This is a genomic window from Campylobacter sp. BCW_6464, from assembly GCF_001762775.1.
Classification (GTDB): Bacteria; Campylobacterota; Campylobacteria; order Campylobacterales; family Campylobacteraceae; genus Campylobacter_D; species Campylobacter_D jejuni.
In genome coordinates this window covers 1-20,743 of the sequence record NZ_MJXM01000058.1, presented here as the reverse complement: position 1 = coordinate 20,743, position 20,743 = coordinate 1, and the positions used below count along the sequence as shown (strand labels likewise).

At 29.9% G+C, this 20,743-nt stretch carries 20 protein-coding genes and 1 pseudogene; 13 read left to right on the top strand and 8 right to left on the bottom strand.

From position 1 onward, the window contains the following. Window positions 1-898: Cj0814 family flagellar-dependent secreted protein (locus AJ885_RS07300; RefSeq protein ID WP_070281005.1), on the top strand; the 898-nt coding region annotated here is incomplete at its 5' end. A gap of 57 nt (window positions 899-955) precedes the next feature. Here AJ885_RS07300 and AJ885_RS07295 read toward each other — a convergent pair. The 6 genes from AJ885_RS07295 to AJ885_RS07270 are packed head-to-tail and all read right to left on the bottom strand — an operon-like array spanning window position 956 to window position 6,816. Continuing rightward, entirely contained in the window at window positions 956-2,383 is a 1,428-nt protein-coding gene (locus AJ885_RS07295; RefSeq protein WP_002881136.1) for a Mur ligase family protein, read from the bottom strand. Beyond that, the gene (locus tag AJ885_RS07290) at window positions 2,384-3,103 is read right to left on the bottom strand and encodes an alpha/beta fold hydrolase (protein WP_002881137.1); all 720 of its coding nucleotides are present in this window, start codon (window positions 3,101-3,103) and stop codon (window positions 2,384-2,386) included. A 1-nt stretch (window position 3,104) separates the two neighbouring features. After that, a complete protein-coding gene (locus tag AJ885_RS07285; RefSeq protein ID WP_002852622.1) occupies window positions 3,105-3,320 on the bottom strand; it encodes a type II toxin-antitoxin system Phd/YefM family antitoxin in 216 nt (71 codons plus the stop codon). Window positions 3,321-3,379: 59 nt separating this feature from the next. Beyond that, entirely contained in the window at window positions 3,380-4,420 is a 1,041-nt protein-coding gene (locus AJ885_RS07280; RefSeq protein ID WP_002881138.1) for a D-alanine--D-alanine ligase, read from the bottom strand. Between the two features lie 9 nt (window positions 4,421-4,429). Beyond that, window positions 4,430-4,981, bottom strand: a complete 552-nt coding sequence (gene ruvA / locus AJ885_RS07275) for a Holliday junction branch migration protein RuvA (RefSeq protein WP_002881140.1) — start codon at window positions 4,979-4,981, stop codon at window positions 4,430-4,432. Continuing rightward, window positions 4,957-6,816, bottom strand: a complete 1,860-nt coding sequence (locus tag AJ885_RS07270) for a flagellar assembly protein A (RefSeq protein WP_002881142.1) — start codon at window positions 6,814-6,816, stop codon at window positions 4,957-4,959. Before AJ885_RS07270 ends, ruvA begins: the two co-directional genes overlap by 25 nt. Window positions 6,817-6,919: 103 nt before the next feature. Between AJ885_RS07270 and murJ the strand changes: the two genes are divergently transcribed. The 7 genes from murJ to AJ885_RS07235 are packed head-to-tail and all read left to right on the top strand — an operon-like array spanning window position 6,920 to window position 15,499. Then, the gene (murJ, locus tag AJ885_RS07265) at window positions 6,920-8,371 is read left to right on the top strand and encodes a murein biosynthesis integral membrane protein MurJ (RefSeq protein ID WP_002881143.1); all 1,452 of its coding nucleotides are present in this window, start codon (window positions 6,920-6,922) and stop codon (window positions 8,369-8,371) included. Then, entirely contained in the window at window positions 8,371-9,759 is a 1,389-nt protein-coding gene (gene cysS, locus AJ885_RS07260) for a cysteine--tRNA ligase (RefSeq protein ID WP_002881144.1), read from the top strand. Before murJ ends, cysS begins: the two co-directional genes overlap by 1 nt. Continuing rightward, window positions 9,752-11,494: an ABC transporter ATP-binding protein gene (locus tag AJ885_RS07255; protein WP_002881145.1), complete on the top strand. Its 1,743-nt coding sequence runs from the start codon at window positions 9,752-9,754 to the stop codon at window positions 11,492-11,494. The genes cysS and AJ885_RS07255 overlap by 8 nt, the downstream gene beginning before the upstream one ends. Before the next feature lie 31 nt (window positions 11,495-11,525). Then, the gene (locus AJ885_RS07250) at window positions 11,526-12,584 is read left to right on the top strand and encodes a quinone-dependent dihydroorotate dehydrogenase (RefSeq protein WP_002872967.1); all 1,059 of its coding nucleotides are present in this window, start codon (window positions 11,526-11,528) and stop codon (window positions 12,582-12,584) included. Further along, complete coding sequence (locus tag AJ885_RS07245; RefSeq protein ID WP_002881146.1) at window positions 12,581-13,831, top strand: M16 family metallopeptidase; 1,251 nt, start codon at window positions 12,581-12,583, stop codon at window positions 13,829-13,831. Before AJ885_RS07250 ends, AJ885_RS07245 begins: the two co-directional genes overlap by 4 nt. Further along, entirely contained in the window at window positions 13,824-14,720 is an 897-nt protein-coding gene (gene dapA / locus AJ885_RS07240; protein ID WP_002881147.1) for a 4-hydroxy-tetrahydrodipicolinate synthase, read from the top strand. The genes AJ885_RS07245 and dapA overlap by 8 nt, the downstream gene beginning before the upstream one ends. After that, a complete protein-coding gene (locus tag AJ885_RS07235) occupies window positions 14,720-15,499 on the top strand; it encodes an enoyl-ACP reductase (protein WP_070209743.1) in 780 nt (259 codons plus the stop codon). Before dapA ends, AJ885_RS07235 begins: the two co-directional genes overlap by 1 nt. A 40-nt stretch (window positions 15,500-15,539) precedes the next feature. Here the strand turns inward: AJ885_RS07235 and AJ885_RS07230 are convergent, their stop codons facing one another. After that, window positions 15,540-15,845, bottom strand: coding sequence for a hypothetical protein (locus tag AJ885_RS07230; protein ID WP_002861448.1), 306 nt, complete (start codon window positions 15,843-15,845; stop codon window positions 15,540-15,542). 11 nt (window positions 15,846-15,856) lie between these two features. Continuing rightward, window positions 15,857-16,453 (bottom strand): MBL fold metallo-hydrolase, encoded by a 597-nt coding sequence (locus AJ885_RS07225; RefSeq protein WP_002881148.1) that lies wholly within the window; start codon window positions 16,451-16,453, stop codon window positions 15,857-15,859. 73 nt (window positions 16,454-16,526) lie between these two features. Between AJ885_RS07225 and AJ885_RS07220 the strand changes: the two genes are divergently transcribed. The 5 genes and pseudogenes from AJ885_RS07220 to AJ885_RS07200 form a co-directional block, all read left to right on the top strand. Beyond that, entirely contained in the window at window positions 16,527-17,267 is a 741-nt protein-coding gene (locus tag AJ885_RS07220) for an NAD+ synthase (protein WP_002881149.1), read from the top strand. 3 nt (window positions 17,268-17,270) lie between these two features. Beyond that, a complete protein-coding gene (locus tag AJ885_RS07215) occupies window positions 17,271-18,197 on the top strand; it encodes a tetraacyldisaccharide 4'-kinase (protein ID WP_070281003.1) in 927 nt (308 codons plus the stop codon). Continuing rightward, complete coding sequence (gene thrC / locus AJ885_RS07210; RefSeq protein WP_002881151.1) at window positions 18,194-19,606, top strand: threonine synthase; 1,413 nt, start codon at window positions 18,194-18,196, stop codon at window positions 19,604-19,606. The genes AJ885_RS07215 and thrC overlap by 4 nt, the downstream gene beginning before the upstream one ends. Further along, the gene (kdsB, locus tag AJ885_RS07205; RefSeq protein ID WP_002856736.1) at window positions 19,603-20,322 is read left to right on the top strand and encodes a 3-deoxy-manno-octulosonate cytidylyltransferase; all 720 of its coding nucleotides are present in this window, start codon (window positions 19,603-19,605) and stop codon (window positions 20,320-20,322) included. The genes thrC and kdsB overlap by 4 nt, the downstream gene beginning before the upstream one ends. An 86-nt stretch (window positions 20,323-20,408) precedes the next feature. Next, window positions 20,409-20,743: pseudogene (locus AJ885_RS07200) on the top strand (hypothetical protein); the annotation flags it as partial.

Here is a 20,743-nt window from a genome sequence, read left to right as displayed (position 1 = left end):
AGATAAAGATGGCTATATGGGAAGTGATTTTAACAAAGCTGCAGGATTACCTGAAGATTTTAAGATACATAAATCTACTTTGGATGAGATAGAAAGATTTAATCAAAATGGTATGGCTAGTGAAACCAGTGGAAACTATTATGATAGTTTTGATATGGCTTCTATTGTTAAATCCCATTATAATAGTTTTAATCAAGTAATCAGTGCATTTCCAAATAATAAAACAAGTTTTAGCGAAGCTGATTTAGAGCAATTACCAAAAGGACTAAATTATGGTCGTAATGAAAACAAAGAAAAAATTGTAAAAAATATATTTAATGCGGAACAATTTCACGAAGCACAAGCGATTAAGTATTCTACTATGAATTTGGGTATGAACCTTATGAAACTTGACTTTTCTCCACAAAGTATGGAGCAAGGACCTTCAAATGAAGGTGAATTTAATCCTGATATGTCAGTTTATCCACAAAATGAAGATGGAAGTTATTCTAAGGAAGCTTTATTTATGAGCTTTTTAAAATCCTATCCACCTTTTCCATCTCCAAATCAAGTTGTTTTGAGTCCTGAAGCAAAAGTTCGTGAAGCAAAACTTGAGCTAGAAATGAAAGCAAATCCTTCTTTTAGTGTTTCCTTAGACGACATTATGACGGGCAAGGTTGATTTTGCAAGTTTATTAAAAGGCTATGCACAAGATGGCTGGCTTGATGCGAGTATATACGCAATGGAAACAGGAGCTAAATGGCAAAATATATACATAGGCAATGGTGGAGCTTGGTTTGATAATCAGTTTAATCAAGCAAAGGCTAACGGCTGGAAAGCAAGTAGTGAAAGTATCAATTCTTATGTTAATTCTATAATGGATAGACTTAATAATCTTATAGGACAAACTAGGGTTTAGGAAGTATTTGCACGAAGTCAAATTGAAAATGATGACATTTGCAAATACTTATACGAATCACATAAAACTAGGCGCATCGTTTGAAAAGAGTATTAAATCTCCGTTTTTTGTTTCTTTAGCTAGAGTTTGAACTAGCTGGCTTTTTTCTTTAAGTATAATGGTTTTTATTTTTAACTCTTTTTTGAAAATTTCAGCATTGATTTGTGCGCTAATGATAGCAAGATCAAAACACTCATTGATGATTTTAGCAAGTTTTATATTTTCTTCTTCGCTTACTTCTACTATACCAGGACTTACTAAAACTTTGCGTCCTTTATAGCTTTTACAAAGTTCATAGCTTGTGCTCATACCTTTAAAATTTCCATTAAAACCATCATCTATGATAAATTTAGGCTCTCTTGAAAGCACTTGCAAGCGATGTTCTACGGAGTTTATATTTAAAACTTGCTTTTGAATTTTTTCTAGTTTTATACCAAGATAATGAGCACAAAGTATACAAACACAAAGATTTTGCGCGTTAAAATCCCCTAAAATTTGACTTTTAAAATCATAGGATTTATTTTCTATATCGACTTTAAATTCTAAACCTTCAAGACTTGAATGAATAAGATTTAATTTATCATCATAAAGGCTGATGAGTTTATCTTCTTCTTTTTGGGTGCTAGAGTGTAAAAAAGCCTTTTCTAATCTTTTGGAATTTAAGGCTTCAAGTTTGGTTGAGCGGATATTTTCAACACTTTTAAAATACTCTAAATGTGCATTGCCTATCTCTCCTACTATGCTGATGTGAGGTTGTAAAAAACGAGTGATTTCATCAATATCGCCTTTAAGTCTAGCACCTGCTTCAGCTATGTAAATTTGAGTATCTTGGCTTAAATTGGTATTGATATCAGCAATTATACCTAGCAAGGTATTGACAGAGCGTGGTGTTTTGTAGCTTTTAAAGTTATCTTTTAAAAGTTCGTATAGAAAATTTTTAATACTTGTTTTTCCAAAACTTGCGGTAATGAGTATGATTTTTAAATTTTCATTGGCTCTTAGTTTGGCTTTGGCTTGTTTTTTATAATATAAATTTGTAAAAAACTCATAAATTTTAAGACTCAATAAAGCAAAAGGAAGACTAAAAAGATTAAAAAGAAAAGAAAAACGCAAAGCAAGGATAGCAAAAATAGCATTATAAACAAAAACAAAAACAAAAAACCATTTGACCTTGCTTGTAAAAACAAGCTTTTTATCTATACCTTTGTTCCAAAAGTACAAAATCGAAGTATGGATCAATGCAAAATATGCCAAAGAGTATAAAGGAAAAGCTAAGAATAAAAAATAAGGAATAAATAAAAAATACAAATGCCACAAAGGTTTATGATAATGAAAAAACACGCGCTTAAATTTATAAGAATACCATTGTAAAGCACTCATAAGATAAAAAGCTATACAAAAATTAAAAAATAAAGAATTGATAAAATAAAGAGTATTGATAAGCATTTAAATTTCCTTAATTTTTTGAGCTATGAAAGCAGAATGTTTTAAAAAGAAAAAATGATCCCCCTCTAAAGGATAAAAAGTGCTATTTTTTAAAAATTGATGCATTTTCTCGCCACAATATAAAGGCGTAGCTTCATCGCTTTTTCCCCAAAAAATCAAACTTTTAGCCTTTTGCTTGGCAAAAATTTCACTAAAATCCTCATCAACAACCTTTTTAAAGGTTTCATACATCATAGGACTAAGATTTGCTCCATCTTTACTAGCAAAATAGCGATAAAATTTCCCCAAACCAAAGAGTTTTAAAATTTTAAAAATACGGATTTTAAAACGCACTTTTAGGGATTTTTTAGCCAAAATTCCCGCACTTGAAAGTAAGATTAGGATGTCTTTTTCTTTTGCGAGCAGGGTGCTTACTTTTCCACCAAAAGAATGCCCCATGAAAAAACAGATATTGAGTTTTTTTTGTTTTAAAAAAAGTTCTGTGATATTGGCATAATCTTGAGTGTTTAAAATTTCTTCCACACTTGAATTTCCAAAACCTGCTAAATCCATATAAATTTGACAAAAATCTTTTAAAAAAGGACAAAAACTTTGCTTCATAAGTTCTTTATTAGCTCCCCAGCCGTGTAAGATAAGTATTTGCGGTAAGGAAAGATCACCTAAAATTTCATAAGAAATTTGATAAGTTTTGTTTTTATAAGAAAGTTGAGTTTGAGCCATTTTAAGCCTTTTGATTTTTGTAGATATTTTCTAAAAGTTGCATGGCGTTTTGTAAGCGTTCAAATTCTTTCATACTAAGCATTACAGCTTCAAATTTGTTATTTTTTAAAATAACTATTTTTCCACTTTCACTTTTTTTAAGTTTTTCCATAATGGGGCTAAAATTTCTTACCACTTCAGTGGCAGTGTAAATTTCATCTTGTTTAAAAGAGAGCATTTTTCTTCCTAAAATACGCTAAATTTTATGTATAATTTAGCGTATTTTGACTTAAAAGCTTATAATTTTCCTTTTTGTCCGTTGATGGAGTGAAGGAAGTTGTAGTTGATTTTTATCATTTTTTCAAGTGAAATTTGATCAGCTAAAGCGTTTAAAGTGGTATTAAAATCTTTAAAAAGATAATTAGCCAAAGAACCAGGATTTGGGTTGATTTCATTTAAATATACTTCATTATCCAGTATAAAAAAATCGCAGCGTATTAAAGCACCTTTAAACAAAGGATTGTAAATCTTTTTAAAGCTATCTTTGAGTTTTTCTTTTAATTCTTCGCTTAAATCTGCTTCTATAAGCTCATTGTGTCCTGAAAAGCTAAGATATTTTTGTTCAAAGTCTAAAAATTCTTTTTTCTTTGGCTCTTCTATGATAGAAAAAACAAACTCATCATTGATCATGCATCCTGCAAGATTGTATTCTTTGATATTGTTTTTAAATTCTTCTACTACAAGATCATTATCAAATTCAAAACCTACATCTTTGGCGTATTCTAAATCTTTTTCATCTTTTACTATGCTAATACCTATACTACTTCCAAGTCTTGCAGGTTTGATAATGCAAGGAAAACTAAGCTTTTCTTTAGAGTTTTGATTTTTTCTTAGCATGGTATAATCAAGTGTTTTTACTCCAACGCTTTTGGCATAAAGTTTGGTAAGTTCTTTGTTAAAAGATAATACACTAGCTTCAAGCCTAGGTCCTATAAATTTAATAGAATAAAACTCAAATAAAGCTGCAATTTTTCCATCTTCTCCATCTCTACCATGGATAAGATTGATCACGCATTCGCACTCTAGTTTATTTTCTTTTAAAAAACCTTTGCTAAAAAAACCTCCTTGTTTGATGAAGAGTTCTTTTTCTTTTTTATAAGCTTTGGTGCTAAAAGTTTTAGAATTTATTTTTTCACTTGGGATATGATAAAACCTTCTTTTTTCATCGCAAAAAATAAATTCTAAATTTTGATTGATAACTTTTTTAAGTACCACAGCACTTACTATACTGATCTCATGTTCATAAGAATTTCCGCCAAAAAGTATTGCAAATTTCATTTTATTCCTTTATCCTAGTTTTTTAAGAGCTTCTTTGATGAGTTCGCTTGTGCTTGTTGCTTGAGCACTTGCTAAAACACTTATGATTTTTTCTTGTTTAAAGCCTAGAGTAAGAAGTGCGGCTAAGGCTTCGCTTTTATCATCGCTTACATTTTCAAGTTTGGTTTTTGTGTCAGAAAGTTCTACTATAATGCGTTTTGCACTTTTTGGACCTATGCCAGGTACTTTTTTAAGCACACTTTCATCGCCTAAACTTAATGCTCTGTAAAAAGAATTTACATCAAGACTAGAGCATACTGCCATAGCAGTATTTGCACCCACTCCATTGACTTTTAAAAGCATTTCAAACATTTTTTGCTCGTCCTTATCCAAGAAACCATAAAATTTATTAGAATCTTCTTTGATGATTTGAGTAATAAAAAACTCATGCTTTTCTTGAGTTTGAATTTTAGCAGAACAAAAAAGCGAAATAAATATCCCATAGCTTAAACCACTAGCGCATTTAACAATGATAAAAGTAGGTTCTTTTTTTGTGATTATTCCTTCGATGCCGACAACCATGCTATATCCTTTTCTTCATAATCTAATTTTTTATGTATTTCTATACTTTCTTGGTTGTTTTGTATGACTTTTTTAATGCCTATAAATTTAGCACTTTCATTAACAAATGAAGAGTAAAAAATATCTTCTTTAGGCTCTAGAAGTGAAAATTTGATCTCATTCATATCAGTCCATTTGCCACTTTTATTTATAAAAGTTGCTTCAAAAAGCATTTTTTGTAAATTGATTAATTCTAATTGTAAAGATTTTTTGCGTTCAAGAAGTTCTTTTTCTTCATTTTGTAGTTTATTTAATTCAAGATTTTGTAAAGAGAAATCTTTTAGGGCTTTTTCGTATTGTACAGGAACATTTTGACCTTGATTTTTAAGTTCTGTTATCTTTTTTTCAACGCTTAAAATTCCATTTTTACTTGATAAAATGTATTGTCTTATTTTATTTATTTTATGATTTAACTTAGAAATTTGCTCTCCTAAAATCGCAAATTCTTCATCATAATTTTTATCAAGAGTTTTAATTTTAGCATGAAATTTATTGTTACCCCCGTTAATGCGTTCTATTGTGGTGTTTTCAAAAAACACACAAGAATTATTACTTTCTAAATTTTCTATATAGATTTTATCAGCTTGTATATTTCCGCCTAAACTTTTTTTAATTCTCACTTCTTTGGCTTTGATTGTTCCACCTTCGAGCAAATCTATATTTAAAATTTCGGCTTCCGCAAATCCTCTATGAGTTTTTATATAGGCTTGTTTGGCTTGAATTTTGGCTTTAGAGTGTGTAGTGCCTTCAATTTTCATTTTGGTGGCATTAAGTTGAGTGTTGCTTCCTACGCTTCCGACTACATTTAATTCTTCACATTCTATCCCAACACCAGAATTTACAGCATCTTTTACTTCTGAAAGAAATTTTATATTGATTTTGACATTTTTGTCTAGTCCAGCTCTTATAATCCCTATATTTTTAAAATCTACCCCATTAAAATCTAGTTCATTGGCAATATCAAATTTTTCACCATCTTGTACTACATAACCTTTTTTTAAAGCTATATATTCTGTGTATCCATCTTGCTCTACTTGTTTAAAAGCCGAAGAACAAGAAAATTTAACTTTATTTTCATTTGTGGCTAAAACTTTTAAGGTGTGTAAATTTAAGTCTTTTCCTTCTTTACCTTGTTTAAATTTGGCGTGTTTTAAAACAACTTCATTTTCATCAACAACAATAATACCTGAGCGTTTTTCATCGATAGTGTAGTTTTTGGTTTTTTCTTTATAAGTCAAGATCAGGGATTCATCTTGACTTTCTATAGGATCAATACCTTGTGCAACGGTGATTTGTATAGTTTTATTTAAAGGGGTGTTTTTATGTTGATTGCAAAAAGACATTAAATTTTTCTTAAAATCAAAAATGCGGATACCTATTAAAAATTTAAGTTTCAACATCTTTTTATAAATATTTTGCAAAAGTTCTAGTGCTAGTTTTTCATGAAAGTCTAAATTTGTAAAATCAATTTGAGCAATTATTTTGGTTAAATTTTTATTCGCAACTAGTTTGACTGCTTGAGATGCTTTGCTTTGGTTTATACCGTGGAAAATTTCTATTTTGTATTCTTGCTTGATTTGGAGATCATTTTTTAAAAAAATTTCATCTTTATCAAAAAGAGTTAATTCTTTTTCAGAGATTTTTTCCCATTCTAAATCTCCAAAACGATATTGTGTAGAAAATGCCAATAAACTAAAATCAAGCTCATTTAAGCTAAGGTTTGTTCGTGAAGCTACGCTTAAAAGCTCTCGAGCTGGATTTTCTGTATAGGCAATAATTTTTTCATCCAAAGCCAAAACTTTCCCCTTGTAAAAAATTAAGAATGTAATTATAGTCAATTTTTAATCAATTTTAGTTAAAATAGTTCTCTTTATATTTTGAAATTTATGAAAAAATTTAATGAAGAGTTTAGTATTTAAAAATTTTATTATCAATGCTTTAGGAATTTTATTTTCAAGAATTTTAGGGCTTGCTAGAGATGTTTTAATAGCGCTTTTTTTAGGAGCAGGGCTTTATAGTGATATTTTTTTTGTGGCTTTAAAAATGCCTGCTTTTTTTAGAAGAATTTTTGCAGAAGGAGCTTTTGGACAAAGTTTTTTGCCTAATTTTGTAAAAGCGAAAAAAAAAGGAGCTTTTTGCGTTAGTGTAATGATGCAATTTAGCCTTATAGTTTTTTTATTTTGTCTTTTGGTAAGTTTTTTCTCCTCTTTTTTTACCAAGCTTTTTGCTTTTGGATTTAACGCAGATACTATAGCTTTAGCAGCTCCTTTGGTAGCGATTAATTTTTGGTATTTGTTTTTTATTTTTTTAGTTACTTTTTTAGGAGCTATTTTAAATTATAGACAAAAATTTTTCATTACCTCTTTTTCTGCGGCATTATTTAACTTAAGTATTGTTATAGCTGCCTTTTTTGTGGATAAAAATGCACCGCAAAATACACTTTATTATTTTTCTTATGCAACGGTTTTAAGTGGGGTGGCACAGCTTATTTTACATTTGCTTGTTTTAAAAAACAATCCTGTAATCCGTGCTATGGCTTTAAGTATAAAATTTAAAAAAGCCAAGGCGCAATTACAAGGTTTTTATGGCAATTTTTTTCATGGAGTTTTAGGTTCTTCTGCGACTCAATTTAGCTCATTGCTTGATACAACCATAGCTAGTTTTTTAGTGAGCGGGAGTATTTCTTATCTTTATTATGCAAATCGTGTCTTCCAACTCCCCCTTGCACTTTTTGCTATCGCTTTAACTCAAGTTTCTTTTCCAAAAATTTTAAAACATTTAAAAAGTGATCAAGAAAATTTAGCTTTAAAATTTATGCAAAGAGCATTAGCGCTTTTAAGTATTTTGCTTATTGTTTCTAGTATTGTAGGTTCTGTGTTTGCTTTGGAAATTTCAAAGCTTTTATTTGAAAGAGGAAATTTCACTCACGAAGATAGTGTGATTACGGCTTATGTTTTGATTGCTTATCTTATAGGGCTTTTACCTTTTGGTTTGCAAAAGCTTTTTTCTTTGTGGCTTTATGCAAAATTTAAACAAAAAACAGCAGCTTGGATCGCGGTAAAATCTTTAATTATCAGTGCTTTATGTTCTATGGCTTTTATATTTTTGATTAAAGATGAAAGTTTAAAGGTTGTTGCAGTAGCACTTTCAAGCTCTATTAGTGCTTTTTATTTGCTTGGAGCTAATATCAAAGAATTTGGTTTTAAGAAATTTTTTGCTTTAATATCTATTAAAATTTGCTTATTGGTTATAGTTGCTTTGATTGTTTTTACAATCTTACTTATTTTGATCAAACCTTATATTTTAAGTTTTTTTATAGGAATTTTTACAAGTTTTAAAGGAGTTTTTTAATGAGATTGTTAGACAGTGTAGTAAAAGAGAAAATAAAACTTGATAAAAAAGATATTAGTATTTACTTATGCGGACCTACGGTTTATGATGATGCACATTTAGGACATGCAAGAAGTAGTGTTTGCTTTGATCTTTTGCGTAGGGTTTTACTTGCTCAGGGCAATAGGGTAAAATTTGCTAGAAATTACACAGATATTGATGATAAAATCTTAAAAAAAATGGCTCAAAGTGGTCAAACTTTAGAGGAAATTACGGAATTTTACATCAAAAGTTATGAAGAGAATATGAGGGCTTTAAATGTATTAGATCCCGATTTTAAGCCTCGTGCAACGCATTATATAACAGCTATGCTTGATTTGATTAAAAAGCTTGCCAAGGATGGGTTTGTTTATACTCTAGAAGATGGAATTTATTTTGATACAAGTAAAGATGAAAAATATTTAAGCCTATCAAATCGCAATTTAGAAGAAAATATCTCTCGTTTAAGTAATGAAGTGCAAAAAAGAAATGAAAGCGATTTTGTGCTTTGGAAATTTGATGAAAATTTTTACGAAAGTGAATTTGGCAAAGGGCGTCCGGGTTGGCATACTGAATGTGTTGCTATGATTGATTCTATTTTTGAAAATACTCTTGATATACATGCTGGAGGGATAGATTTGCTTTTTCCTCATCATGAAAATGAGGCTGCGCAATGTCGTTGTGGATGTAAGAGAAAATTAGCAAATATTTGGCTTCACAATGGTTTTGTAAAAATCGATGGTGAAAAAATGAGTAAAAGTTTAAATAATAGTTTTTTCATAAAAGATGCTTTAAAAGAATTTATGGGCGAGGCTCTAAGATTTTATCTTTTGAGTTCTCATTATAGATCTCATTTTAATTATTCTTTATCGGATTTAGAAAATGCTAAAAAACGTTTAGATAAATTTTATCGCCTTAAAAAAAGATTGGATTTAGGTGAAATTTCTGATTTTGATGTTTTAAATGATATTGAAATAAAAAGCGAAATTGCTAAGCAAATTTTAGAGATTTTAAATGATGATTTAAATATTTCTAAAGCCTTAGCTCTTTTGGATGATTTTATAAGTAATGCAAATTTAGAGTTGGATAAAGAAAGCAAAAATAAAATTTTAAAACAAAATATCAAAAAAGCTTTAAGTGAGCTAGCTAAAATTTTTGGCTTTGGTTTTATGGATACAACTTTATATTTTCAATGGGGTGTAGGCAAAGAAGAACGAGAAGAAATTGAAAAGTTAATTTTAGAACGAACTGAGGCTAAGAAAAACAAAGATTTTAACACAGCTGATGCAATAAGGGAACAACTAAGTAATAAAAAAATCACTCTTTTAGATACTCCAAATGGAACAATTTGGGAGAAAATAAATGCATAATGAGATGAATTTAAAAGAGGTTTTAATACGCTTTAAGCCCTTTTATAAAAGATATTGGAAGCAATTTGCTATAGCTATTTTTGGTATGATTTTAGCAAGCGGAGGAACTGCTGGAAGTTTTTATGCTTTAGAGCCTATTTTAAATTATATTTTCGTTGAAAAAAATGAAGCTTTACTTTATACAGTGCCTTTTTTGCTAGTATTGATGTATTTTTTTAAAAATCTTGGAACTTATTTGCAAAGTTTTTATGTTTCCTTTATAGGAACAGATATGTTAAGAGTATTGCGTGCTAGGGTTTTAAAAAATATTTTACGCTTGGATATGGATTTTTTTAAACGCTATAGAAGCGGAGAGCTTGTAAGTCGTTGTACTAATGATATTAATGCACTTCAAAGCATAGTATCAAACATTATTCCTGATTTTTTTAGAGAGCTTTTAACTGCTATAGGACTGCTTGCAGTAGTCTTGTATCAAAGTCCTACTTTGGCTTTTTTTGCTTTAGTGATTTTGCCTTTAGCTATTTTTCCTTTGGTATGGTTTGCTAAAAAACTTAAAAAATATGCAAGAAATATACAAGAAACAAATTCGGATTTACTTTCTTATTTGGGTGAAATTTTTTCAAATATTGAATTGATCAAAGCTAATGATAATGAAAAAAAAGAAAGTGATAAATTTGCTAAGCATAATGATACTTTGTGTAAATTAAACCTAAAATCCGCACGTATTGATGCACTTACAAGTCCTTTAATGGATATGATGGGCTCTGTTGGGGTTGCTGTGGTGATTATTGTAGGGGGTAGAGAGGTTATCAATGGTTCTATGAGTGTGGGAAGTTTTATCAGTTTTGTTTCGGCACTTTTTGCGATATATACTCCTTTAAAGCGTCTTTCGTCTTTATATGGAAAACTTCAAGGTGCTGTTGCGGCAAGTGAAAGAACTTTTTATTTATTGGATTTAGAACCTCAAATTAAAGGTGGAAGCAAAGAATTAAAAAACATTGAAAAAATTAGCTTTGAAAATGTTGAATTTGCTTATGAAAACCCGCATAAAAGTGTTTTAAAAGGCGTAAATTTTGATTTTGTTAAAGGGCAAATGCTTGCTCTTGTAGGGACAAGTGGGGGTGGTAAATCTTCTATTATTAATCTTTTGATGTATTTTTATGAAAAACAAAAAGGTAAAATTTTACTCAATCAAGAAGATATTAGCACTTTTACCATAGAAAGCTTACATGCTAAAATAGGACTTGTAACGCAAAATATTTATCTTTTTAATGATAGTTTTGCTGCAAATATTGCTTATAGCGAAGAGTTAGAAGAAGAAAAAGTCATCCAAGCTTTAAAATTGGCCAATGCCTATGAATTTGTTAAAGAAATGGGCGGGATTTGGGCTGAAGTGAAAGAACATGGTAAGAACTTAAGTGGAGGGCAAAAACAAAGAATAGCAATCGCTAGAGCTTTATATAAAAATCCTGATGTGCTTATTTTTGATGAAGCAACTTCAGCTTTGGATAATGAAAGTGAAAAAGCAATAGTTAAAACTATAGAAAACTTAAAACAAGACAGATTGATTTTAGTGGTTGCACATCGTTTAAGCACTATAGAAAATGCAGATAAAATAGTAGTATTGGATAAGGGCAAGGTATTGGCAATAGGTAAAGATGAAGAGCTTTTGCAAACTTGTTCTTTGTATCAAAAATTTAAAAGCAAAGAAAAAACAAAGCCTAGCTTTAGTTAATTTTAGTTAGAATTTCAAAAAGGATTAAAAAATGGCTTATGAAATGATAAAACCTTTACTTTTTAAGTTAAACCCTGAGCATGCACATGCTTTGGTTGAATATAGCTTAAGGGCTTTAAGTGCTAGTTTTCCAGGAGCTTTAAGTTTTTTAGCACACAAATATATAGTTGATGATGAAAGTTTAAGGCAAAATTTACTTGGACTTGATTTTAATAATCCTGTAGGTTTAGCAGGAGGCTTTGATAAAAATGCCACTATGATAAGACCTTTGAGTGCTTTAGGATTTGGCTTTTTGGAAGTGGGAACTTTTACTCCAAAACCTCAAGAAGGCAATGAAAAGCCACGCCTATTTAGACTTGTAAAACAAGAAAGTATACAAAATGCTATGGGTTTTAACAACGAAGGTGCTGAAAAGATTGCTTTAAGACTCGCAAAAACTTATCCTTTTGTTTTGCCTTTAGGGGTAAATATAGGGAAAAATAAAATCACTCCAAATGACAAAGCCTTGGAGGATTATTTTACTTTGTTTAGAGATTTTAAGGATTTGTGTGATTATTTTATCGTTAATATCTCATCTCCTAATACTAAAAATTTAAGAGAGTTGCAAAATGATGATTTTTTAAATACCTTGCTTGAAGAAGCCAAAAAAATCACTTCTAAGCCTATTTTGATAAAAATTGCTCCTGATATGAAAATAGATGATGCTTTAAATTTATGTGAAAATGCCATTAAAAAAGGTGCAGATGGGTTTATATTAGCCAATACTAGTGTTGATTATAGCTTGCTAGATAATAATCGTACTTTTGGTGGTATTAGCGGAAGGCTGATTACAGAAAAAAGTGGTATTTTTTTCAAAGAAGTAGCTAAAATTCTTTTTGGCAAAACCTTGCTTATTGCAAGTGGAGGGATTGATAGTGCTGATATTGCTTATGAGCGTATTAAAAATGGGGCTAATTTGGTGCAAGTTTATACAGCTTTGATTTTTAAAGGTCCTTCTTTGGTAAAAAATATCAATCAAAATCTTATAGAGCTTTTGAGAAAAGATGGTTTTTTACACATTAGCGAAGCTGTTGGGGTAAATTTAAAATGATTGCTTATGAAAAAATTCAATTAAAAAACAAGCTTGAAATTTATGCTTTGCCTGTAAATAAAAATAGCGATGTGATTAGCGTTGATATTTTTTATAAGGTGGGTTCAAGAAATGAGATCATGGGAAAAAGTGGCATAGCTCATATGTTAGAACATTTAAATTTTAAAAGTACTAAAAATTTAAAAGCTGGCGAATTTGATGAGATTGTTAAGGGTTTTGGTGGTGTGGATAATGCAAGCACAGGTTTTGACTATACTCATTATTATATTAAATGTGCGAAGAAAAATTTAGATAAAGCTTTAGAGCTTTTTGCGGAACTTATGGCGAATTTAAATTTAAAAGATGAAGAATTTCAGCCTGAAAGAGCAGTGGTTTTAGAAGAGCGTAGATGGAGAACAGATAATAATCCTTTGGGATATCTTTATTTTAGACTTTTCAATCACGCATTTATGTATCATCCTTATCATTGGACTCCTATAGGTTTTTTTAAGGATATAGAAAATTGGAGCATTGAAGATATTAAAGAATTTCACAGTATTTACTATCAACCTAAAAATGCGATTTTACTTGTAAGTGGCGATATAGAAAGTAAAGAAGTTTTTGAGCTTTCAAAAAAACATTTTGAAAAGATTAAAAATACTAAGACTATACCTAAAATTCACACAAAAGAGCCTAAGCAAGATGGAGCAAAAAGAATATATTTGCATAAAAACTCAGATACTGAACTATTAGCCCTTGCTTATAAAATTCCAAATTTCAAGCACAAAGATATACCTGCTTTAAATGCTTTATCCGAGCTTTTAGGAAGTGGAAAAAGTTCTTTAATGAGTGAAATTTTGATTGATAAATTAAATTTAATCAATGATTATTATGCTTATGTTAATGATTGTATAGATGAAAATTTATTTATTTTTATTTGTAATTGTAACCCCAATGTTAATGCAGAAAAAGTAGAAAAAGAGCTTTTAAAAATCATTGATAAACTTAAAATGGGTAAAATTTCTCAAAAAGATTTGCAAAGAGTGAAAAATAATGTCAAAAGTGATTTTATTTTCTCACTTAACAATGCTAGTGCAGTGGCAAATATTTATGGTTCATATCTAGCAAGAGGGGATATCGATCCTTTGTTAAATTATGAGAAAGATATACAAAATTTGGAATTAAAAGATTTGATTTCTTGTGCTAAAAAATATTTTATTCAAGAAAATTCAACTACGGTAATTCTAAGAAAGGATTCAAATGGATAAAAATATTATTATTGGGGCAATGACGGCCCTTATTACACCGTTTAAAAATGGAAAAGTTGATGAGCAAAGTTATGCAAGATTGATTAAAAGACAAATAGAAAATGGCATCGATGCAGTAGTTCCAGTAGGAACAACAGGAGAAAGTGCAACTTTAACTCATGAAGAACATAGAACTTGTATAGAGATAGCCGTTGAGACTTGCAAAGGAACTAAGGTTAAGGTTTTAGCAGGTGCGGGAAGTAATGCAACTCATGAGGCAGTGGGTTTGGCTAAATTTGCTAAAGAACATGGTGCTGATGGGATTTTAAGTGTGGCACCGTATTATAATAAACCTACACAACAAGGACTTTACGAGCATTATAAGGCTATTGCGCAAAGTGTAGATATTCCTGTGCTTTTATATAATGTTCCAGCAAGAACAGGTTGTGAAATTTCAACAGATACTACTATCAAGCTTTTTAGAGATTGTGAAAATATTTATGGAGTAAAAGAAGCGAGTGGAAATATCGATAAGTGTGTGGATTTGCTTGCACACGAACCTAGAATGATGCTTATTTCGGGAGAAGATGCGATCAATTATCCTATACTTTCAAATGGTGGAAAGGGAGTGATTTCAGTAACTTCAAATTTATTACCCGATATGATTAGTGCTTTAACTCATTTTGCTTTAGATGAAAATTATAAAGAAGCTAAAAAAATCAATGATGAGCTTTATAATATCAATAAAATTTTATTTTGCGAAAGTAATCCTATTCCTATTAAAACGGCTATGTATATAGCTGGATTGATAGAAAGTTTGGAGTTTAGACTTCCTCTTTGTCCTCCAAGTAAGGAAAATTTTGCTAAAATTGAAGAAGTGATGAAAAAATATAAGATCAAAGGATTTTAATGAATACAGAATTTCAAGGAAAAACTTTAGTAATCAGCGGTGGAACTCGCGGGATAGGCAAAGCTATAGTTTATGAATTTGCTAAAGTGGGTGCAAATATAGCTTTTACTTATAATTCTAATGCGCAAATTGCTGATGAAATGGTGCAAGATTTGGAGAAAAATTATAAAATCAAAGCTAGAGCTTATGAATTTAATATCTTAGAACCTGAAACTTATAAAGAACTTTTTGAAAAAATTGATGTGGATTTTGATAGGGTGGATTATTTTATCTCAAATGCTATCATTTCAGGACGTGCGGTTGTAGGTGGTTATACTAAATTTATGAAATTAAAACCAAAAGGAATTAATAACATCTTTACAGCCACAGTTAATGCTTTTGTTGTGGGTGCACAAGAAGCAGCTAAAAGGATGGAAAAAGTAGGGGGTGGAAGTATTATTTCTATCTCATCTACAGGAAATTTAGTGTATATAGAAAATTATTCAGGTCATGGTACAGCAAAAGCCGCCGTAGAAGCTATGGCAAGATATGCGGCTACTGAACTTGGAGAAAAAAATATCCGTGTAAATGTCGTAAGTGGTGGGCCTATTGAAACTGATGCTTTAAGAGCTTTTACAAATTATGAAGAAGTAAAACAGGCTACTATAAATTTAAGCCCTTTAAATCGCATGGGACAGCCTGAAGATTTGGCTGGAGCATGTCTTTTTCTTTGTTCAAGTAAGGCAAGTTGGGTAACAGGACATACTTTCATCGTTGATGGTGGTGCAACTTTTAAATAAAAATTAAGAAAAATCAATGGATTTTTCTTAAAAATATTTTTCAATCAAGTTTTAATTTCCATCCTAAAAAAACACTTAATAATGCAAGTAAAAAAATAAAATTTAAAATCCAATTGCCAAAACCTACAAAACCTATAGATAATACGCTGTAAAAAAATCCTCCCACAGCTGAATAAATACAAATCGTACTTAAAGATCCATTTTCTGCCATTTTTTTACATGGGCAGATTTTATAAAATTTTTTATCGTTAAATTGATTTTTCTTTTTATTTCCCAAAAATAAACCAAAAAGGGCAAAAAGATTTAAAAAAATAAAAGCATATAATAAAATTTGATCTAATTCCATTTTAATATACCTTAAAAGTATCTAAGCCAAGAGGGTAAATGGACTTGCTCTTCCTTTAAAGTAGTCTCTTGTCCATGTCCTGGCAAAAGTTTAAAATCTTCTTTGTAAGTCATAACTTTTTCTAAGCTTTGTTTCATTAAATTTGCATCTGAATAAGGAAAATCCCATCTTCCTATGCTTCTATAAAATAAAAAATCTCCACTAAACATGATATTTTTACCTACAATTTCTATCATGGTGCAACCTGGTGTATGTCCTGGTAAAAAGTGAAATTTAAAATCAACTCCGTAAATATTTAAAATATCTTCATTATCTACTAAAAAATCCGCATCGCTAGAATCATAGCCTTGATTGAAATCATCATGTAGCATAAAAGCATCATTTTTGTGAATATAAATGGGGATGTTGTATTCTTTTTTAACCTTGGCATTATCCCAAATATGATCATAATGTCCGTGAGTGTTTAAAATCGCTAAAGGATTTTTTACATGTTTTTTGATGAAATTTAGTGCATCAAAACCAGGATCAATGATAATTTCTCCATGCTCACCAAATAAAATATAACAATTTGTTTCATAAGCTCCACAAGCTTGTTTGATAATTTGCATTTTTTACCTCTTTAATGAAAAATTTGCCTTAAATAAATATAATTATACATTAAATTTTTAAAAGGCAAGCTTTATGGATTGGCAAAAGATTACGGAAAAAATGTGTGATTTTATACAAGAAAAAGTGAAAAATTCTCAAAGTCAAGGTGTGGTTTTGGGGCTTAGTGGCGGGATTGATTCTGCTTTGGTAGCAACGCTTTGTAAAAGAGCTTTAAAAGAGAATGTTTTTGCTCTTTTAATGCCAACTCAAATTTCAAACAAAGCCAATCTTGAAGATGCTTTAAGGCTTTGTGCGGATTTAAATCTTGAATATAAAATCATAGAAATTCAAAGCATTTTAGATGCTTTTATAAAACAAAGTGAAAATACTACTCTAGTATCGTTAGGAAATTTTGCAGCTCGTATTAGAATGAGTTTGCTTTATGATTATTCTGCTTTGAAAAATTCTTTAGTCATAGGCACTTCTAATAAAAGCGAATTACTTTTGGGTTATGGTACGATTTATGGGGATTTAGCTTGTGCTTTTAATCCTATAGGATCGCTTTATAAAAGTGAAATTTATGCTTTAGCAAAATACCTTAACTTGCATGAAAATTTTATCAAAAAAGCTCCAAGTGCGGATCTTTGGGAAAATCAAAGCGATGAGGCGGATTTGGGTTTTTCTTATGTAAAAATCGATGAAGGTTTAAAAGCCTTAGAAACTAATGATGAAAAACTTTTAAGAACGCTTGATCCTTCTTTGATTGCTATGCTAAAAAATCGCATGCAAAAAAATGCTTTTAAGGGAAAAATGCCTGAAATTTTGGAAATTTAAACAATGAGTGAAGAAAAAAATTATGAACTTTGGCTTGATAATTATTTTTTTAAGCCCAATTTTTGGCAAAAATGCCTTGCTTTTGTACTTTTTCCCTTAAGTGTGCTTTATGCTTTTTTTGCGATTTTAAATACTTTTTTTCGTAAAAAAATAGTTTTTAAAAAGCCTGTTATTAGCGTTGGTAATTTAAGTTTTGGAGGTAATGGAAAAACCCCGCTTTGTAAAGCTATAGCAAGGGAATTTGATGGCGTTTTTATAGTACTTAGGGGCTATAAAAGAAAGTCTAAAGGTTTGTTTGTTGTTAAAAATCAAAATGAAATTTTATGCACCTTAACACAAAGTGGCGATGAAGCTATGGAGTATGCTTTTGAAGAAAATATCAAAGGTGTGATTGTGAGCGAAGATAGAGTAAAAGGTATTGAAAAAGCTTTTGAATTGGGAGCTAAAATCGTTGTACTTGATGATGCTTTTTCTAAATTTCATATTAAAAAATTTGATATTTTACTTGAAAGCAAAATCAAACCTTATTTTAATTTTACCTTGCCAAGTGGAGCTTATCGTTTGCCAAAATTTTATGAAAAAAGGGCTGATTTTATTGCATTAGAAGGCAGGGATTTTGTGCGCTATTCTTTTGTAAAAGAAAATCCAAAGGCTGTTTTGGTAACTGCTATTGCTAAACCTTTTAGATTGCATGAGCATTTTATCAAAGCAAGGGCTTGTTATTTTTTTAAAGATCATTATGAGTTTAAAAAAGAAGAATTAGAAAATTTGCTAAAAAAATATAATTGCGATACACTAATGCTTACTTTTAAGGATTTTGTTAAAGTTAAAGATTTTGGTTTTAAATGTCAAATTATAGAATTAAATATAGAATTAAAAGATTCATTAAGGGAAAAAATAAAAACTTACATCAAGGAGTTTGAGCAATGAAATTAGTCGAGAGTAGAAATGTAAATAATGTATCAAGTTTTAAGGAAGCTTTGATCAACCCAAACGCCCCAGAAGGAGGGCTTTACTCACCTTTAAATTTGCCTATTTTTGAAGGAGAAAAATATGCCAATTTGTCTTATAAAGATTTTGCTTTAAAGCTTATAGAAAGTTTTGGTTTTGGCGAAGAAGAGCTTTTTAAAAAGGCTTTGAAAAGTTACGAAAGCTTTGATGATAAAAATACACCTATTTCTTTGCAAAAAATCGCTGAAAAAACCTATATTAACGAGCTTTGGCATGGGCCTACAAGAGCTTTTAAAGATATGGCTTTACAGCCTTTTGGCGTGCTTTTAAGTGAATTTTCAAAGGATAAAAATATTTTAATTATTTGTGCTACAAGTGGCGATACAGGACCTGCAACCCTAAAAAGCTTTGAAAATGCAAAAAATGTTAAAGTAGCTTGTATGTATCCAAAAGGTGGCACAAGTGGAGTTCAAGAGTTGCAAATGCGAGCTTTAGATAAGGATAATTTGAAAGTTTTTGCTATAGATGAGGATTTTGACGCAGCGCAGCGCACTTTAAAAGAATTGCTTTTTTCAAAAGATTTTCAAAATGAAATTAAAGCTTTAAATTATGAGCTTTGCGCAGCAAATTCTGTAAATTTTGGGCGTATTTTATTTCAGATTATTTATCATTATTATGCGAGTTTAAAACTTTTTAATGAGTTTTTAGAAGAAGTACAAATTATCGTTCCAAGTGGAAATTTTGGCAATGCTTTAGGAGCTTTTTATGCTAAAAAAATGGGGGCTAAAATTTCAAAAATCAAAATCGTTTCAAATGCGAATAATATTTTGAGTGAATTTTTTAATCAGGGCGTTTATGATTTGCGTGAAAAAAGTCTTAAGAAGACTATTTCTCCAGCTATGGATATACTTATTTCATCTAATATTGAAAGACTTTTGTTTGCGAAATTTAAAGATAAAAGAACTAAAGAACTGATGAATTTGTTAAAAAATGAGAGATATTTTAAACTTGAAAAAGAAGAATTACAAAGTTTGCAAGAAGATTTTGAAGCAGATTTTTGCACCGATGAAGAATGTATGCAATTTATCAAACAAAGTAAAATTTTAATCGATCCGCATACCGCAACTTGTTTTAAAATGCTTGATCCTTTAAAACCTAGCATTATCACTTCGACAGCAGAATGGACAAAATTTACTCCAAGTATGATAAAAGCTTTATATGATAGGGATTCTAAGAATGAAAAAGAAGATTTAAAATTTATAGCTAAAGAGTTTAATGTCCAAGTTAAAGATGAAATTTTGGCTTTATTTGACTTGAAAAATAGCGATGAAAAGGTATTTGAAGCCAAAAATATAAAAAAAGAAATTTTAGATTGGATGCAAAAATGATTATTATTCCTGCAAGATTAAAATCAAGTCGTTTTCATGAAAAAATTTTATGCGATATAGGTGGAGTGCCTATGTTTGTAGCTACTGCAAGAAGAGTAAGTAGCGTGGATGAAGTTTGTATAGCTTTAGACGATGAAAAGGTTTTAAGTATCGCTAAAGAATATGGTCTAAATGCGGTTTTAACAAGCAAAGATCATGAAAGCGGTACGGATAGGATTAATGAAGCTTGTAAGAAACTAGCTTTAAAAGATGATGAGATTATTATCAATGTCCAAGCTGATGAGCCTTTTATAGAATGTGAAAATTTATTAAAATTTAAAGAATTTGCAAGTTCTTGCTTGGATAAAAAAGCTTTTATGGCGAGTTGTTATAAAAAAATCACTCAAGAAGAAGCTATGGATCCTAATCTGGTTAAAGTGCTTTGCGATAAAGAAGGGTATGCTTTGTATTTTTCAAGAGCTAAAATTCCTTATGAAAGAGAAAATTACGAGGAAAGTTTTAAAGGGCATTTAGGCATTTACGCTTATAGTGTCAAAGCTTTAAGAGAGTTTTGTTCTTTATCGAGTTCTGCACTTGAAAGAGCGGAAAAGTTAGAGCAATTAAGAGCTATAGAAAATGGTAAAAAAATCAAAATGCTTGAAATTTCAACAACAAGCATGGGGATTGATACTAAAGAAGACTATGAAAGGGCTTTAAAAATTTATTTAGAAAAATAACTCCACCCCAAAACGGAACAGATCTTGCTTATATTATTTTAATATATTTAGATTGAAGGCAGAAAAATCTAAATCAAGGAATTAATATGAGTATCTTTAGCATCAATGATAACTCAAACTATAATTCTATACTTTCACAAGCAAAAGCTAATAAAGAAAGTAAAGAAAATTCTAAAATAAGTTTTGCTAATGCTTTTTTAAAACAAAATGCTAGTAAGTTAAATGAAATTCAAAATGCAAATTCACAAACTCTAGCAAGAAGTGAAGTATTAAATTCTACTAATACAACAAATACTAGCAATAACACTAATTTTAGTATAAGTAGTAAAACAAGTTCTCCTAATTATGATATATCAAGTGAATTTAAAAACTCTATTTATACTCTAAAATATAAACAAGCAGATATAAGTAATACTTCTAC

Coding starts and splice junctions, on each gene's coding strand:
- AJ885_RS07250 (WP_002872967.1), top strand. CDS start 11,526: ATGGCTTATGAAATGATAAAACCTTTACTTTTTAAGTTAAACCCTGAG.
- AJ885_RS07215 (WP_070281003.1), top strand. CDS start 17,271: ATGAGTGAAGAAAAAAATTATGAACTTTGGCTTGATAATTATTTTTTT.
- AJ885_RS07245 (WP_002881146.1), top strand. CDS start 12,581: ATGATTGCTTATGAAAAAATTCAATTAAAAAACAAGCTTGAAATTTAT.
- AJ885_RS07230 (WP_002861448.1), bottom strand. CDS start 15,845: ATGGAATTAGATCAAATTTTATTATATGCTTTTATTTTTTTAAATCTT.
- murJ (WP_002881143.1), top strand. CDS start 6,920: ATGAAGAGTTTAGTATTTAAAAATTTTATTATCAATGCTTTAGGAATT.
- AJ885_RS07285 (WP_002852622.1), bottom strand. CDS start 3,320: ATGCTCTCTTTTAAACAAGATGAAATTTACACTGCCACTGAAGTGGTA.
- AJ885_RS07220 (WP_002881149.1), top strand. CDS start 16,527: ATGGATTGGCAAAAGATTACGGAAAAAATGTGTGATTTTATACAAGAA.
- ruvA (WP_002881140.1), bottom strand. CDS start 4,981: ATGGTTGTCGGCATCGAAGGAATAATCACAAAAAAAGAACCTACTTTT.
- AJ885_RS07295 (WP_002881136.1), bottom strand. CDS start 2,383: ATGCTTATCAATACTCTTTATTTTATCAATTCTTTATTTTTTAATTTT.
- thrC (WP_002881151.1), top strand. CDS start 18,194: ATGAAATTAGTCGAGAGTAGAAATGTAAATAATGTATCAAGTTTTAAG.
- AJ885_RS07225 (WP_002881148.1), bottom strand. CDS start 16,453: ATGCAAATTATCAAACAAGCTTGTGGAGCTTATGAAACAAATTGTTAT.
- AJ885_RS07290 (WP_002881137.1), bottom strand. CDS start 3,103: ATGGCTCAAACTCAACTTTCTTATAAAAACAAAACTTATCAAATTTCT.
- AJ885_RS07235 (WP_070209743.1), top strand. CDS start 14,720: ATGAATACAGAATTTCAAGGAAAAACTTTAGTAATCAGCGGTGGAACT.
- AJ885_RS07280 (WP_002881138.1), bottom strand. CDS start 4,420: ATGAAATTTGCAATACTTTTTGGCGGAAATTCTTATGAACATGAGATC.
- cysS (WP_002881144.1), top strand. CDS start 8,371: ATGAGATTGTTAGACAGTGTAGTAAAAGAGAAAATAAAACTTGATAAA.
- kdsB (WP_002856736.1), top strand. CDS start 19,603: ATGATTATTATTCCTGCAAGATTAAAATCAAGTCGTTTTCATGAAAAA.
- dapA (WP_002881147.1), top strand. CDS start 13,824: ATGGATAAAAATATTATTATTGGGGCAATGACGGCCCTTATTACACCG.
- AJ885_RS07255 (WP_002881145.1), top strand. CDS start 9,752: ATGCATAATGAGATGAATTTAAAAGAGGTTTTAATACGCTTTAAGCCC.